The organism is Salmonella sp. SSDFZ69 (genome assembly GCF_004010755.1).
GTDB lineage: Bacteria > Pseudomonadota > Gammaproteobacteria > Enterobacterales > Enterobacteriaceae > Salmonella > Salmonella enterica.
The window spans coordinates 2,209,132-2,223,111 of the sequence record NZ_CP034831.1; the positions used below are offsets into that span (position 1 = coordinate 2,209,132).

At 48.9% G+C, this 13,980-nt stretch carries 15 protein-coding genes; 8 read left to right on the forward strand and 7 right to left on the reverse strand.

Annotated features, from left to right (window positions below; all coding sequences use genetic code 11):
• Window positions 1-25 precede the first annotated feature (25 nt).
• Both EOS98_RS10975 and EOS98_RS10980 read left to right on the forward strand, forming a co-directional pair.
• Window positions 26-850: a ZirS family two-partner secretion-like system exoprotein gene (locus EOS98_RS10975; protein ID WP_126524048.1), complete on the forward strand. Its 825-nt coding sequence runs from the start codon at window positions 26-28 to the stop codon at window positions 848-850.
• A 95-nt stretch (window positions 851-945) separates the two neighbouring features.
• Window positions 946-1,503, forward strand: coding sequence for a redoxin family protein (locus EOS98_RS10980; protein WP_001062621.1), 558 nt, complete (start codon window positions 946-948; stop codon window positions 1,501-1,503).
• 97 nt (window positions 1,504-1,600) lie between these two features.
• Here the strand turns inward: EOS98_RS10980 and EOS98_RS10985 are convergent, their stop codons facing one another.
• A complete protein-coding gene (locus tag EOS98_RS10985) occupies window positions 1,601-1,948 on the reverse strand; it encodes an antibiotic biosynthesis monooxygenase family protein (protein ID WP_023202499.1) in 348 nt (115 codons plus the stop codon).
• 27 nt (window positions 1,949-1,975) lie between these two features.
• The gene (locus EOS98_RS10990; protein ID WP_017441303.1) at window positions 1,976-2,662 is read right to left on the reverse strand and encodes a B3/4 domain-containing protein; all 687 of its coding nucleotides are present in this window, start codon (window positions 2,660-2,662) and stop codon (window positions 1,976-1,978) included.
• Window positions 2,663-2,705: 43 nt separating this feature from the next.
• Between EOS98_RS10990 and EOS98_RS10995 the strand changes: the two genes are divergently transcribed.
• Complete coding sequence (locus EOS98_RS10995) at window positions 2,706-3,308, forward strand: helix-turn-helix domain-containing protein (protein ID WP_000163372.1); 603 nt, start codon at window positions 2,706-2,708, stop codon at window positions 3,306-3,308.
• An 81-nt stretch (window positions 3,309-3,389) separates the two neighbouring features.
• On the opposite strand, the gene EOS98_RS11000 is transcribed toward EOS98_RS10995, so the two are convergent.
• On the reverse strand, window positions 3,390-4,421 hold the full coding sequence (locus EOS98_RS11000; protein WP_000493665.1) for a mechanosensitive ion channel family protein: 1,032 nt from the start codon (window positions 4,419-4,421) through the stop codon (window positions 3,390-3,392).
• 238 nt (window positions 4,422-4,659) lie between these two features.
• Between EOS98_RS11000 and EOS98_RS11005 the strand changes: the two genes are divergently transcribed.
• Entirely contained in the window at window positions 4,660-4,914 is a 255-nt protein-coding gene (locus tag EOS98_RS11005) for a DUF2534 family protein (RefSeq protein ID WP_058115829.1), read from the forward strand.
• A 54-nt stretch (window positions 4,915-4,968) separates the two neighbouring features.
• Here the strand turns inward: EOS98_RS11005 and uspE are convergent, their stop codons facing one another.
• The 3 genes from uspE to ogt form a co-directional block, all read right to left on the reverse strand.
• Window positions 4,969-5,916 carry a universal stress protein UspE gene (gene uspE / locus EOS98_RS11010; protein ID WP_001262138.1) on the reverse strand — a complete coding sequence of 316 codons (948 nt, stop codon included), beginning with the start codon at window positions 5,914-5,916 and terminating at the stop codon, window positions 4,969-4,971.
• A 150-nt stretch (window positions 5,917-6,066) separates the two neighbouring features.
• On the reverse strand, window positions 6,067-6,819 hold the full coding sequence (gene fnr, locus EOS98_RS11015; protein WP_000611914.1) for a fumarate/nitrate reduction transcriptional regulator Fnr: 753 nt from the start codon (window positions 6,817-6,819) through the stop codon (window positions 6,067-6,069).
• A gap of 195 nt (window positions 6,820-7,014) precedes the next feature.
• On the reverse strand, window positions 7,015-7,530 hold the full coding sequence (ogt, locus tag EOS98_RS11020; RefSeq protein ID WP_000945036.1) for a methylated-DNA--[protein]-cysteine S-methyltransferase: 516 nt from the start codon (window positions 7,528-7,530) through the stop codon (window positions 7,015-7,017).
• A gap of 257 nt (window positions 7,531-7,787) precedes the next feature.
• Between ogt and smrA the strand changes: the two genes are divergently transcribed.
• The 4 genes from smrA to dbpA all read left to right on the forward strand — a co-directional run bounded on the left by smrA (window position 7,788) and on the right by dbpA (window position 12,905).
• Window positions 7,788-8,351 (forward strand): DNA endonuclease SmrA, encoded by a 564-nt coding sequence (gene smrA, locus EOS98_RS11025; RefSeq protein WP_001046799.1) that lies wholly within the window; start codon window positions 7,788-7,790, stop codon window positions 8,349-8,351.
• A gap of 410 nt (window positions 8,352-8,761) precedes the next feature.
• Window positions 8,762-9,910, forward strand: a complete 1,149-nt coding sequence (locus EOS98_RS11035; protein ID WP_126524049.1) for a methyl-accepting chemotaxis protein — start codon at window positions 8,762-8,764, stop codon at window positions 9,908-9,910.
• 151 nt (window positions 9,911-10,061) lie between these two features.
• Window positions 10,062-11,045 (forward strand): zinc transporter ZntB, encoded by a 984-nt coding sequence (gene zntB, locus EOS98_RS11040; RefSeq protein ID WP_000387373.1) that lies wholly within the window; start codon window positions 10,062-10,064, stop codon window positions 11,043-11,045.
• Between the two features lie 486 nt (window positions 11,046-11,531).
• Window positions 11,532-12,905 carry an ATP-dependent RNA helicase DbpA gene (gene dbpA, locus EOS98_RS11050; RefSeq protein WP_000123685.1) on the forward strand — a complete coding sequence of 458 codons (1,374 nt, stop codon included), beginning with the start codon at window positions 11,532-11,534 and terminating at the stop codon, window positions 12,903-12,905.
• A 43-nt stretch (window positions 12,906-12,948) separates the two neighbouring features.
• On the opposite strand, the gene ttcA is transcribed toward dbpA, so the two are convergent.
• Window positions 12,949-13,884, reverse strand: a complete 936-nt coding sequence (gene ttcA, locus EOS98_RS11055; RefSeq protein WP_001156218.1) for a tRNA 2-thiocytidine(32) synthetase TtcA — start codon at window positions 13,882-13,884, stop codon at window positions 12,949-12,951.
• Window positions 13,885-13,980 lie beyond the last annotated feature (96 nt).

The following is a 13,980-nucleotide window of genomic DNA, read 5'->3' on the forward strand; positions in this document are numbered from 1 at the left end:
GTTTTAAAAAGGATCAACAGTGCGTATGTCGAAACATAATCTTATTATCTATAGCCTGCTTCTGGCGGCTGTGCCGATAAGCGTCTTGGCGGATTCGTCGACAACGTCCGCGGCAACCGTCGGGATGTTTTCTCCTCCTACGGCGCCGAGCGTTGGGCACAGGCCTGGTTCGCCGTTGAGTGATTATGGGTTGGAATTGAATGGGTATTATGGATATTTTGAATCATATATACCTATACCAGGCATGCTTTTAAAAGCAAGAATGGTTGGGAGAGCCAGTGATCTTGATACTGAAAAATATCAAGCTAATGAAACGGCTACCACAGTATGTACGTATTATCGCGTTGAGAAAGATGACTCACAGCATGAGCTTTTACGTGAAAAACCGTGTAAATATGAAATTGTTATCAGCGAGGATAATGTAGGTTCGAAGATAAGAATTGAGCATTATAACGAAACAGATATGGTCTCAGCACCAGGATATACGCCTGTGCCGATGGTTTCTGAACTCCATTCTATTGAAACAAAACGTATAGTTAAATTGAGTAAAGATTTATCTGTCATTAGTGCAGATAAATCTTTACTGATGCCAGGAGAGAGTGCTGTTGTGAAACTTATTGTTAAAGATATAAATAATAACCCCATATCTAATCTCAATCTCCAGTGTGGGCATTTTCCAATAGGAAATTGGAATAGTCGATGCGATATCAAAGCCGGGGGTAATCCCGGAGAGTATCTTCAGACGGTAACTTATAATGGAGGTTCAAATGGAGAGTTGAAATTGACATATAAATATTTTGGGGAATTGATTAAAGATAAATTTACTATCTCCGGGACAATAAAAAAGTAGAGTAAAAACAGCAATGAATAATGGGTTGGCTTTTATTTCACTGCTCTTATTATGGATGTTCACTTGGTTCTTTAGTAGATTGCTAAATAATTATTATGGCTAAAATAATACAAACGTTAAAAGGAGAAGTTTTTATGACACCAGCAACAACACAGGATTATATCTCATTGGGTCAGGAACACGCTGTGACCTTTGGCAAAACGCAGCTGACCCTCAAACCCGGTATACTGGCTGAAGGCGAACCATTACCCTGCACAAAGGGGCTGGTGAGCCATAATTTATTACCGGGTTACTGTATCCCGGGGATAAAAAAGCGGATTATTGTCGTCCCGTCACTGGATACGCCGGTTTGTGAATGGCAGGTAAAAGACTATAGTGACCGCCTTAAATCAGCGGGTAGCCACTCAAACCGGGCGGTATATGTGCTGAGTATGGATACGCCATTTGCTCAGGCCCGTTTTATTCGGGAACATGATATTCATCCCGGCATAACCTTTGTTTCTGACTACGCTTGCCGCCAGTTTTTGGATAATTCCGGGCTGAAAATTAATGAGCTCAGTATTTTTGCCAGAGCGTTGATAGAGTGCGATGAAAATAATGTGGTTACGCGTGTTATTGTACCACGAGATATCACTCATCTTCCTGTTTACTAATCACTTATATCAGCACCGTCCCTGCACAGAGAACCGAATAACCGGCAATGCAGGGGCGCAGGCATTCTCCTGTGTGCCCCCACATTTAATATATATACTATTGTATAACGCCATAAGGAACTGAAAATGATGCCAGCGGATGGGGCAGGTTAACGTTATGGCACCCCTGAATTTCTGCAATAATCGTCTGGTAACCGGAAAGCCACTTATGACTTTGTGATTTGGCCTGCTGGTGCTGTAAATTATTTATCAATAGCTCCATTGATTCGCGGGTCTGCCAGTAATAATTATTAACCATTCTTCCGCTGGCGGCATCGGTATAGCTTTCCATCCCAATATAGCCATCAATAGACTGCGTATAGCGCTCAATCCAGCCATCCAGTTGATAAAACTCTTCGTCGTACTCTTTTTTTTCGAAAATAAAACTTGTCAGAAACAGCGACATGGTATTTCTCCTGTTACGCAATATCAATCAAACACCTATCAACGTGGATTCAAAACGTAAACCTGGCATCATTTTTTCAAGGCCGTCAGTCAGCATGTTTCCTGCCGCGTACAATTCATCAACCGGCATTTCCGGCAAGCTTTCAAGGATAAACCACATCGCTTTATCTGACGCGCTTAGTCGGGTACGTACTCCCTGACGCCAGTTCCAGCGCCGACAGGTGACGCCTCTGTCATCGCGCCAGATAACTTCGCCCGGTTCTGGCGACTCGGTGGCGGGTTGTCCTTCTTTCAGAGTATCAAATGTTTCACTACCGTCTGCGAAAACCAGCCGCGGCGATCCACAATAAGCCGCGCTATTTTCGCCGCCTACCGGTACGGCATAGCGCAGGCTCACGGCGTTATAAAGATCAACGACCGGGTCCAGCGCCGCCATTGTTCCATCCTTCAACACGCGTTTTCGTAGCGCTTCAGCCGAGCAGGGGGTGCGCTTTGGTTTTGCGCCGAATGCTTTAAACACCGCATTCCAGGCGTCTATATGCGCCTGTGCCCACGTCGGTTGGCCGTTAATTACGGCCTGACAGGCCTCTTTTAGCGCGATTTCTCCGACCTGCGCATCGCGAATCGGAGCGGCAATAACATTAATACTTAATGCACGAAAGCCGGGAGCGATACGGGCCAGTTCCGGGCTGATTGACGGTAACATAGAAGACATCGCATAATCCTGTAATGACTATTTTATTCTATGATATCGACCAATGACCAAAAAAGTCAACTTATCGACCACGGCGGGCGCTGACGTCAGCACGATAAATGAAGCTGTTTCCCAACGTATCAAACAATTTCGTAGCCAAAAAAAGATGTCGCTGGATGAGCTTGCGCGGCGTTCCGGCGTCAGTAAAGGAATGCTGGTGGAAATTGAAGGCTGTAAAGCCAATCCAAGCATTGCGCTGTTATGTAAGATCGCGGCGGCAATGGGAGTGTCCGTGGCGGATGTTGTCAACGTCGCCAGCGAGCCGATGGTCCATCTTATCGACCGGGATGCTATTCCGGTGTTGTGGCGCGGCGAGAAAGGCGGCAGCGCAAAACTGATGGCGGGAACCAGCGGGCCGGATATGCTGGAACTCTGGCAATGGATAATGCATCCTGGTGAACAGTTTGAATCGGCAGGGCATCCGGCAGACACCTGTGAATTACTGTTTGTTAATCAGGGAACACTGACATTAACAGTCAATGGTAGACGCTTTATTATTCGGGAGGGCTGCTCCGCTGTAGCCAGAACCGACATGCCTCATGCCTACGTTAACGACACTAATGAGGTGCTTGAATTTACCATGACGGTGAATGAAAAGAGCCGTTGATCACCGTAAGGCGCTAACAACCCGTCATCCGGACAGGGAAGCCTCGGTGCCCGATAAGCGTTATCGGGCACTGGCTATCTTTTATTTTGTCGCAGGCGCGGCCTCCGGGTCATCGATATAGAGCGTCTGGCTTGGGAAGGCGAAGTCAGCGCCGTTTTCCTGGACAATCGCAATAATTTTCAGGTAAACATCCTGCTGTACGGCAAGCCATTCCTGCCATACTGTTGTTTTGGTAAAGCAATACACCATAATATTCAGCGAAGAGTCGGCGAATTCATTAAAATAGACCAACAGCGTCTGTTTCTGATCGATATCTCTGTGCGCCTGCAGCATGTTTCTGATAGCGTCAACAATGAGGCCAATTTTGTCGGCATCTTCGTAACGTAATCCAATAACCGTTTTTATTCGACGGTTGGTCATCCGTCCCGGATTCTCAACGCTAATGGATGAAAAGACGGAATTAGGCACGTACAACGGGCGGTGGTCGAATGTGTTAATTCGTGTAATTCGCCAGCCGATTTCGGCGACCGTACCTTCGATATTTCTGTCAGGAGAACGAATCCAGTCTCCGATACTGAAGGGGCGATCGAAATAGAGCATAATACCGGAGAAAAAATTGCTCAGGACATCTTTGCCCGCCATACCAACAGCGATACCGCCGATACCGCCAAAGGTCAGCAGACCGGACAGACTCATGCCAAAATGTTCGCCATACAGTAAGACAATCGCGACAATAATTGTTATTTTTATGACCCGTGCCAGAATACGGGTACTGGTCACATCTCTACCTTTATTGACCTGTGCTTTTTCAAATTGGTTAATAATCAGGAAAAGTTTTATCGTCAGAATAAGCGCAATGAGCGAGGTGCAGATAAAATCAATGACCCCGGAAGAGATAAAACGCAAATTATAATCTTCAATAGCATTATTCAGGATGCTCCCGATGGTCCCAATAATAATCGCGTAAATAAAAAACTGTGCCGCATGGAACGTGAATCCTTTCTTCCACTGTACGTTACGGCTGAGCCAAAATCTCACGACCAGCAACGCCATGCCGCAACTGAAAAGTATCGCCAGATTAAATGCGTTTTTGAGAAAAAATTCAGTGAACATTATTGTTTTCCGCTCCTTCCTACGATAACAGCTCAGAATGACCTGATTAACAGGTATTTTACCCAGGATAAACGCGTAGATCATCGATAAGTAAAAAGAAGAAATAGTGCTATCAGCTTTAATCTCAGCGGTTTACTTTTTATGTAAATACAATGTCACGCTTTATAGAGCAGACATCGCGTGATTGTCATGGTATTGTTGCTATCAGGTAACAAAGTCATCTGTAAAGGACAATACTATGATCATGATGAAGCTGAAATCGGCGAAGGGGAAAAAATTTCTGTTATGCCTGCTGGCAGTGTTTATCGTTGCGGCATCGGTGGTAACGCGCGCGACTATCGGCGGTGTGATTGAGCAGTATCATATTCCACTGTCCGAGTGGACAAGCTCTATGTATGCCATTCAGTCGGCAATGATTTTCGTTTACAGTCTGGTGTTCACTGTTCTGCTGGCGATTCCTTTGGGGATCTATTTCCTCGGCGGAGATGAGTAACAGGAATGAGGTATTGGCCGGATGGCAGCGCCATCCGGCAGGACGGAAGAGAGATTAATCGTCCTCGTCGTCCAGTTCCACCGGTGTTTGATACTCATCAGGCTTAATGACTAACAGGTCGCAGCGCAGATGGTCAATGACCTGTTCGGCCGTGTTCCCCAGAAACGCGGCCGAGAGTCCGGTACGCCCAACGGTGCCAAGCACAACGATCCCCGCCTGGAGATGTTCAGCAAGATCCGGGATAACTTCTTCAGGCAAGCCTTTTTCTACATGCGTAACTTTTTCATCGATGCTGAATTTCTGGCGCAGCGCTTTCATCGCCAGTAAATGCTGGCCTCTGATGGCGTCGTTATACACGCTGGGATCAAATTCCGGCAGCTCAATGGCGATATTGATTGGCGTAACGGGGTAGGCGCCGACCAGGTGTACTTCGGTATGATTAACCTGCTCCGCCAATTGTAAGGTCTCTTTTACCAGCTTTTCGTTGAGAGCATTGTGATAAGGCTCTTCGCTTGCCAGGTTCACGGCGACCAGGGCTTTGCCGCCCTCTGGCCACGGCTGATCTTTGACCATCCACACGGGGCTTGGGCATTTACGCAGTAAATGCCAGTCGGTAGGGGTAAAAATGACCGCTTCCAGTCGATCGTGCTGATGCGCCATTTTCAACACCAGATCGTGACTGCCGGCGATAACCTCCTGGATGATGGCCTCAAAGGGACGATTGTGCCAGACCACTTTAATTTCAATGGGGACACCGGCTTCAAGATAATATTTCGCCTGCTCACGTATCCAGGCTGTGCGTTGACTTATTACGCCCTGACGCATTGCGGTGCGTTCGTCAGGAGAAAGCAGGGTGGTCATCTCATACGAGAAATCGTAAATAGGCAGGAAAGCTTTAATTTTGCCGCCAATCCGTTGATGCAAATAAACTGCTCGCCGTAATGCGGGTTGGTCGTCCTGATTGGGATCGATGACCACCAGCATATTTTGATACATAGCCATACAGGGTCTCCTTACAACTGTCATCGCAGTTTGTAACTAAAGAGTAACTCAAATATGGTGAATGAAACAGAGGAAGCGCTTCTGCCAGATCAATAAATGAGAAAAATTTAACGATATGGCAGAAGATAACATCAATGGTTTAGCTGACGTTTAAGCGACGTTGCGGGTATGACCGGCGAGGGCCGCCAGCGCATCGCTGTTTTCAATAGTAATATACTTACCTTTCACCGCCAGCATACCGCTTTTCTGGAAACGCCCCAGCAGACGGCTAATGGTTTCGACCGTTAAGCCCAGATAGTTGCCGATATCGCCACGGGTCATCGTCAGGCGGAATTCACGCGGTGAAAAACCACGCTGCGCAAAGCGGCGGGACAGGTTGTAAATAAACGCAGCCAGACGTTCTTCGGCGTTTTTCTTCGACAACAACAGGATCATATCCTGATCGCCTTTAATTTCACCGCTCATCAGACGCATCATTTGCTGACGCAGGTTAGGCATTTTGCCGGACAGGTCATCCAGTGTCTCAAAGGGTATTTCACATACCATTGAGGTTTCCAGCGCCTGTGCAAAGCTCGGATGATGACCGCTGCCAATGGCGTCAAAACCCACCAGGTCGCCTGCTAAATGGAATCCAGTAATCTGCTCATCGCCTTGCTCGGTAATGGTGTAGCTCTTAATCGTTCCGGAGCGGATAGCATAGAGCGATTTCAATTCATCACCTGCTTTAAACAGAGTTTGCCCTTTCTGAATGGGCTTTTTGCGCTCGATGATATTATCAAGCTGATCAAGCTCATGCTCGTTAAGTGTGAACGGGATGCAAAGCTGGCTGATACTGCAATCCTGGCAATGGATAGCACAACCGCCAGACTGAATGCGCCGTATAATTCGCTTTTCCGGGATCATAGGTCTGCTCAAGCCGTAATTGATATTTGTCAATTTTAACATCTTTTTGGTGAGCGCGTAAGTCTGAGCTATCCCGGAGAAGGAATAATTCAAGTATAAGTTTGATGAATACTTTTATCTATTTGAAAACACGTAATTTATTTGTTGTTGCTTTACATAAAAGTGTGACCGATAAGGCACTTTTTGCCTGTATTTTCATAATAAAAGATAGCCTTCATGGCGTAATAGCCACTCTTTTCGCTGCACGCCACCGGCGTATCCGGTCAGAGTGCCGTTACGCCCGATGACGCGATGGCAGGGAACAACAATACTGATGGGGTTCGCGCCATTCGCAGCACCGACTGCGCGTGCGGCGCCCGGTCGTCCCAGTTGCGCCGCCAGTTGACCATAGTGCATCACCTGCCCGCAGGGGATAGCGCGCAACGCCTGCCATACTTCCCGTTGAAAAGGTGTGCCCCCCGTGGCGGTTTCCAGGGTATCAATTACGGCGAGATTGCCTGCAAAATAATCTGCAAGCTTATCGCTGAGTCCACCGGGGTTAGTCGCGGAAACGCGTTCATAGCCTTCGTGACGGTAGTGGATATTTAGCAGTTGCTCCATACGATCGCGGTACTGTTCCCACTCAATGGCCCGCAGTCGAAACTGCTCATCGCAAACCACCCATAACGGACCTAATGGCGTGGCTATCTTCTCTTCAAGTAATCTCAGCATCCGTTCTCTCACATCGTCTTAGCCTAACGTAAGAGACAAGATATCATGCCAGGAATACCCGCAACCATACTCCTTAAAAGATAGTCAGGGATAACACATTTAGCGACAGTAATATCGTTGGCGGAGAAAAAGAGAGCCGGGCGAGGCGGTTAATTGCCTTACATTGTCGCTGTTATTGGAAATAACTGTAAACCGTTGTCGGTATAACAGGGCACGGTTATGATAACGGCAGTCGCAAAAACGCTGGAGGATGAACCATGAACCTTGACGATAAAGCGCTGTTTCTTGACGCCATGGAGGATGTCCAGCCGCTGAAACGCCATACTGATGTACACTGGCAGCCAACGCGTAATCTTAAAACGCCCCAGCGTATCGACACGCTTCAGCTTGATAATTTCCTGACGACGGGCTTTCTGGATATTCTGCCGCTGAATGAACCGCTGGAATTTCGTCGGGAAGGATTGCAGCAGGGTGTCATCGACAAGTTACGCAGTGGGAAATACCCTCAGCAGGCCAGCCTCAATTTGTTACGCCAGCCGGTCGAAACGTGCCGAAAAATGCTGTTTCGTTTTATCCTGGAGGCGCAGAAAGAGGGGTTGCGTAATGTCCTGATCATTCATGGTAAAGGGCGAGAGGCGAAGTCGCATGCCAATATCGTCCGAAGCTATGTGGCCCGCTGGTTGACAGAGTTTGAGGATGTACAGGCTTATTGTTCGGCGCTGCCGCATCATGGCGGCGGCGGGGCGTGTTATGTCGCGTTACGTAAAACGGTGCAGGCTAAACAGGATAACTGGGAGCGCCATGCGAAGCGTAGTCGGTAAATCGTTGCCGCTGGCGGACAGGACCGCCAGCGCAAGCTCGCGCGAACCCGATTTTATGCCTGATATAACGCCTCATCCAAACGCTCAGGATTCTGCAAGAGAACGGGCGATAACGCTGTCCGCGGTAATAACACGGAGAAACAGTCATTCGCTTATTTAAGCGTCTATTAAAATATACTGGCTTTCGACTTAACTATTAAGCAGAAAATGGTGATAAGTACATCGCTTGTCAATATGGATGGATGAATATCCTGGCATAGCGAATATAGGTGATTTTATCTGTTGCACTAAGGGAAATGGCGATGGTCTGGTATTGAATATGGAGAATGTCAAAGAAACAAATGGCAATAGATATCTGAAATGCTATAAAAATAAAACCTGTCTCCTATCCTGGTTGTAGGCCGTCAAAAATGTTGAGAAATATCAGCGTCAGGACATGCATTATTCTATTCATGGTATGTACGTTTCTTTTGGTGGATACTTTACAAATAGCTTTTCTGCACGATCTCCCTATTTTAATTACGTGTAATATCATTTATCTGATCTCGTCATTACTGCTTTGGTGGTATATGACCTGCTATCTGGTAGTGCCAATTAATACCGTGAAGAAAAGTATTGAAGAGGTCGCAGCAGGAAACTTGTCTATTCATATCTCCGAATTTGGCAATAATTGCGCCGGGCGACTCATCCCCGGGATTAATAGTCTGTCGGAGAATATTTCCGCGCTGGTACGTGAAATCAGATCCTCTTCGCAAACGGCAATGACCCTTTCCGAACAACTGGCGGCGCGCAGTATGTCGCTATCCGTAAAGACGGAACAGCAGTCGGCCTCGTTAATCCAAACTGCCGCCAGTATGGATGAAATGGCGGCGAGTACCAAAAACAATGCGGATAATACCCGAATGGCGAGCATACAGGCGGATTGTGCAACCCAATGCGCCCGTAAAGGCGGTGAATTAATGGTGCGGGTTACAGAAAATATGCGTTCTATTACCGACTGTGCCTCGCAGATGACGGAGATTATTTCATTGATTGACGGTATCGCATTCCAGACTAATATTCTGGCGCTTAACGCGGCGGTAGAGGCTGCGCGGGCGGGCGATCATGGAAAAGGTTTCTCCGTGGTGGCCGGGGAAGTGCGTAATCTGGCGCATCGTAGCGCTGAGGCGGCAAAAAATATCAAGGCGCTGATCGACGTTACGCATGACAATGTGCGGCAGGGGGCCGCCATAGTGCAGGAGGCTGAAAAAAATATGCAGGAGATTGTTGGCGGTTCCGGGCAATTAAACGTGCTGATGAGTGAAATTTCCACCACCACGCGGGAGCAGGAAAAAGGCATTAACCAGATAACACTGGCGTTGAGCGATCTGGAAAGCGCAACCCATAGCAATGTCTTAATGGTTGAAGCGCTATCTGCTTCTTCGGATGTTTTAAAGGCGCAGGTGATCGAGTTACAGACTAAAACCGACAAATTTAGTTTAAGCCAGCCGGGTTACAGTGAACATGCGCTGTCGCGCTCTCATGTATCACCTCTTTCGACCATCACCAGGCGCGGCTAGGCCTGATAATACATGTTTGGTAAGCGCCTGTTGCTAAGGCGCTTTTTTCGCAGGTTCCCGTAATTCTTTTTGCGCAATGAGAAAATGAGAGATTGCTTAACCTTTCCCGAAAGCTAGACTAACGGCATCAGAGTTGTAACGTGGAGGCGCTGTGGAAGCCATTAAGGGATCGGATGTGAACGTGCCGGATGCCGTTTTCGCATGGCTACTGGATGGTCGTGGTGGAGTAAAACCGCTCGAAGATAATGATGTGATCGATAGTCAGCATCCCTGTTGGCTACATCTTAATTATACCCACCCGGACAGCGCCCGCTGGTTGGCTTCAACGCCTTTACTCCCCAATAACGTGCGTGATGCGCTGGCTGGTGAAAGCTCGCGCCCGCGCGTAAGTCGTATGGGGGAAGGGACGCTCATTACGCTGCGCTGTATTAATGGCAGTACTGACGAACGCCCGGATCAATTAGTGGCAATGCGTTTATATATGGACGAGCGATTCATTGTGTCTACCCGTCAGCGAAAGGTTCTGGCGCTGGACGATGTGGTCAGTGATTTGCAGGAGGGCACCGGGCCCGTAGATTGCGGCGGCTGGTTAGTGGATGTGTGCGATGCGTTAACCGATCACGCCAGTGAATTTATTGAAGAGCTACACGATAAAATTATCGATCTGGAAGATAATCTTCTCGACCAGCAAATCCCACCGCGCGGTTTCCTCGCATTGCTACGTAAACAGCTAATTGTTATGCGCCGTTATATGGCGCCGCAGCGCGACGTCTATGCCCGGCTTGCGAGTGAACGGCTGCCGTGGATGAGCGACGATCACCGGCGCAGAATGCAGGATATCGCCGACAGGCTGGGAAGGGGGTTGGATGAAATTGACGCTTGTATCGCGCGTACTGGCATCATGGCGGATGAAATTGCCCAGGTGATGCAGGAGTCTCTGGCGCGCAGAACTTATACCATGTCGCTTATGGCGATGGTTTTTCTGCCCAGCACCTTTTTAACAGGGTTATTTGGCGTTAACCTGGGCGGCATTCCTGGCGGCGGATGGCGGTTCGGCTTTTCTCTGTTTTGTATTCTGTTAGTTGTCCTGATCGGTGGTGTTACTTTATGGTTGCATCGCAGTAAATGGTTGTAACAAAAGCGCTTTTCAGACCATTTCGGGTGAAAAAACGCCGAGAAATTTGAGCGAAGTCAATAAACCATCTACCTATTCGGGGCAATATCTCTCTCGCAGGTGAATGCAACGTCAAGCGATGGGCGTTGCGCTCCATATTGTCTTACTTCCTTTTTTGAATTACTGCATAGCACAATTGATTCGTACGACGCCGACTTAGATTAGTCGGCTTTTTTTTGCCTGTAGACTATCTGCGTCTACCCTTTAAGAGTCTGAATGACATTCTGGAGGGTAATATGAGCTGTCTTTTGACCTTATTATATCTACACTCGTCCTTGTCGGACCCGATTCCCACTGACCCTGTTCCCATTCCTGAGCCGCTTCCCCGTCCTCAGCCGATGCCCGACCCGCCGCCGGACGAAGAACCGATTAAAATGTCGCATCAAACGCCCGGATCTGCGAGGATACGCGCCTGCTGACTATGAGTCGTTACCGCGAGAGTAAATTGTGACCGCTTTTTCAACCCTGAATGTTTTGCCCGCCGCCCAGCTCAATAACCTTACTGAGCTGGGCTATCTTGAGATGACGCCTGTTCAGGCCGCAGCATTACCCGTCATTCTGGCGGGAAATGATGTGCGTGTGCAGGCCAGGACCGGTAGCGGCAAAACGGCGGCGTTTGGTCTTGGGCTCTTGCATCGAATTGACGTCACTCTGTTCCAGACACAGGCGTTAGTGCTGTGTCCGACGCGGGAGCTGGCGGATCAGGTAGCCGGGGAGTTACGTCGCCTGGCCCGTTTTCTGCCAAATACCAAAATTCTGACCTTGTGTGGCGGGCAACCCTTTGGCGCACAGCGCGACTCGCTTCAGCACGCTCCGCATATCATTGTCGCGACGCCGGGGCGCCTGCTGGATCATTTACAAAAAGAAACCGTATCGCTGGATGCGCTGCATATTCTGGTAATGGATGAAGCAGACCGAATGCTGGACATGGGATTCAGTGACGCCATTGATGAGGTGATCCGCTTTGCGCCTGCGACGCGCCAGACGTTGTTGTTTTCAGCAACCTGGCCTGAGGCCATCGCGGCGATTAGCGGTCGTGTACAGCAGCAGCCAATACGTATTGAAATCGATACGGTAGATGCGCTACCGGCTATCGAACAACAGTTCTTCGAAACGTCTGCGCATGAAAAAATTTCGCTGCTACAAACGTTGCTTAGCCAGCATCAGCCAGCGTCCTGCGTGGTGTTTTGCAATACCAAAAAAGATTGTCAGGCCGTTTGTGATGCGCTTAATGCGGTAGGACAAAGCGCGTTGGCGCTCCACGGCGATCTGGAACAACGCGACCGCGACCAGACGTTGGTGCGTTTTGCAAATGGCAGCGCGCGCATTCTGGTTGCCACCGACGTTGCCGCGCGAGGGTTAGACATTAAATCGCTCGAACTGGTGGTTAACTATGAACTGGCCTGGGACCCGGAGGTGCATGTCCATCGTATTGGCCGTACGGCGCGCGCGGGAAGCAGCGGCCTGGCGATCAGTTTCTGCGCGCCGGAAGAGGCGCAGCGGGCGAATATTCTTTCAGAAATGCTGCAACTCAAACTGAACTGGCTGAATGCGCCCGCCCGGCAGCCGTTACTCCCTCTGGCCGCAGAGATGGCTACCCTATGCATTGACGGCGGCAAAAAAGCGAAAATGCGTCCGGGAGATATTTTGGGCGCGCTGACCGGCGATATTGGATTAGACGGGGCGGATATCGGCAAAATTAACGTGCATCCCATGCACGTTTACGTCGCCGTACGTCAAGCAGTAGCGCAAAAAGCCTGGAAGCAGTTGCAAAACGGGAAGATCAAAGGCAAGTCATGCCGGGTACGGCTATTAAAATGATCGATAGTATGGCGTCTCAGCGGAGTGCTGAGACGCCTGCAGATTATTTCACTTCGATAACATCAAGCCGCAACGCCTCTAAGGAGGTGTCATCTTCTTCCGGCTGCCAGCCAGCGGGCTGCAAGGGAATCTCTTCACGATCGAACGCTAAATCGCCGCCGTCGACGACCTCGGAACCGTGAGTGATTCCTTTGAAATCGAACAGGTTAGTGTCACAAAGGTGAGATGGCACGACATTCTGCATGGCGCTAAACATCGTCTCGATCCGTCCAGGATAGCGCTTATCCCAGTCGCGTAGCATATCGGCAATTACCTGGCGTTGCAGGTTGGGTTGCGAACCGCACAGATTACAAGGAATGATAGGGAAGGCTTTGGCCTCAGCAAAACGGACAATATCTTTCTCGCGGCAGTAAGCCAGCGGGCGGATCACAATATGTTTGCCGTCATCGCTCATCAGCTTCGGCGGCATCCCTTTCATTTTTCCGCCATAGAACATATTCAGAAACAGGGTTTGCAGAATATCGTCGCGATGGTGGCCCAGGGCGATTTTGGTCGCGCCCAGTTCAGTCGCCGTACGATACAGGATACCCCGACGCAAACGCGAGCACAGCGAGCAGGTGGTTTTTCCTTCCGGAATCTTCTCTTTCACAATGCCGTAGGTGTTTTCTTCGACGATTTTATATTCCACGCCTAGTTGCTCAAGGTAGGCTGGCAGGATATGTTCCGGGAAACCTGGCTGCTTTTGATCGAGGTTGACGGCGACCAGTGAAAAATTGATCGGGGCGCTTTGCTGCAAATTACGTAAAATTTCCAGCATCGTATAGCTATCTTTGCCGCCAGAAAGGCAAACCATAATGCGATCGCCTTCTTCAATCATATTAAAATCGGCAATCGCTTCGCCAACGTTACGGCGCAGGCGCTTTTGCAACTTGTTGAGGTTGTATTGCTCTTTCTTTGTATTCTTTTGAATTTCTTGCATTATTTCAGTTCTCTGGTACTAAATGGGGCAAATTGGGGGCAAACTTTGCAACTACGATAACCGCGCATTCAACATCGCTATCTGTTCGTCGTTCAT

Coding starts and splice junctions, on each gene's coding strand:
- EOS98_RS10975 (WP_126524048.1), top strand. CDS start 26: ATGTCGAAACATAATCTTATTATCTATAGCCTGCTTCTGGCGGCTGTG.
- EOS98_RS11000 (WP_000493665.1), bottom strand. CDS start 4,421: ATGTTCACTGAATTTTTTCTCAAAAACGCATTTAATCTGGCGATACTT.
- EOS98_RS10980 (WP_001062621.1), top strand. CDS start 946: ATGGCTAAAATAATACAAACGTTAAAAGGAGAAGTTTTTATGACACCA.
- EOS98_RS11005 (WP_058115829.1), top strand. CDS start 4,660: ATGATCATGATGAAGCTGAAATCGGCGAAGGGGAAAAAATTTCTGTTA.
- ttcA (WP_001156218.1), bottom strand. CDS start 13,884: ATGCAAGAAATTCAAAAGAATACAAAGAAAGAGCAATACAACCTCAAC.
- EOS98_RS10995 (WP_000163372.1), top strand. CDS start 2,706: ATGACCAAAAAAGTCAACTTATCGACCACGGCGGGCGCTGACGTCAGC.
- EOS98_RS10990 (WP_017441303.1), bottom strand. CDS start 2,662: ATGTCTTCTATGTTACCGTCAATCAGCCCGGAACTGGCCCGTATCGCT.
- EOS98_RS11035 (WP_126524049.1), top strand. CDS start 8,762: ATGTTGAGAAATATCAGCGTCAGGACATGCATTATTCTATTCATGGTA.
- smrA (WP_001046799.1), top strand. CDS start 7,788: ATGAACCTTGACGATAAAGCGCTGTTTCTTGACGCCATGGAGGATGTC.
- ogt (WP_000945036.1), bottom strand. CDS start 7,530: ATGCTGAGATTACTTGAAGAGAAGATAGCCACGCCATTAGGTCCGTTA.
- fnr (WP_000611914.1), bottom strand. CDS start 6,819: ATGATCCCGGAAAAGCGAATTATACGGCGCATTCAGTCTGGCGGTTGT.
- uspE (WP_001262138.1), bottom strand. CDS start 5,916: ATGGCTATGTATCAAAATATGCTGGTGGTCATCGATCCCAATCAGGAC.
- EOS98_RS10985 (WP_023202499.1), bottom strand. CDS start 1,948: ATGTCGCTGTTTCTGACAAGTTTTATTTTCGAAAAAAAAGAGTACGAC.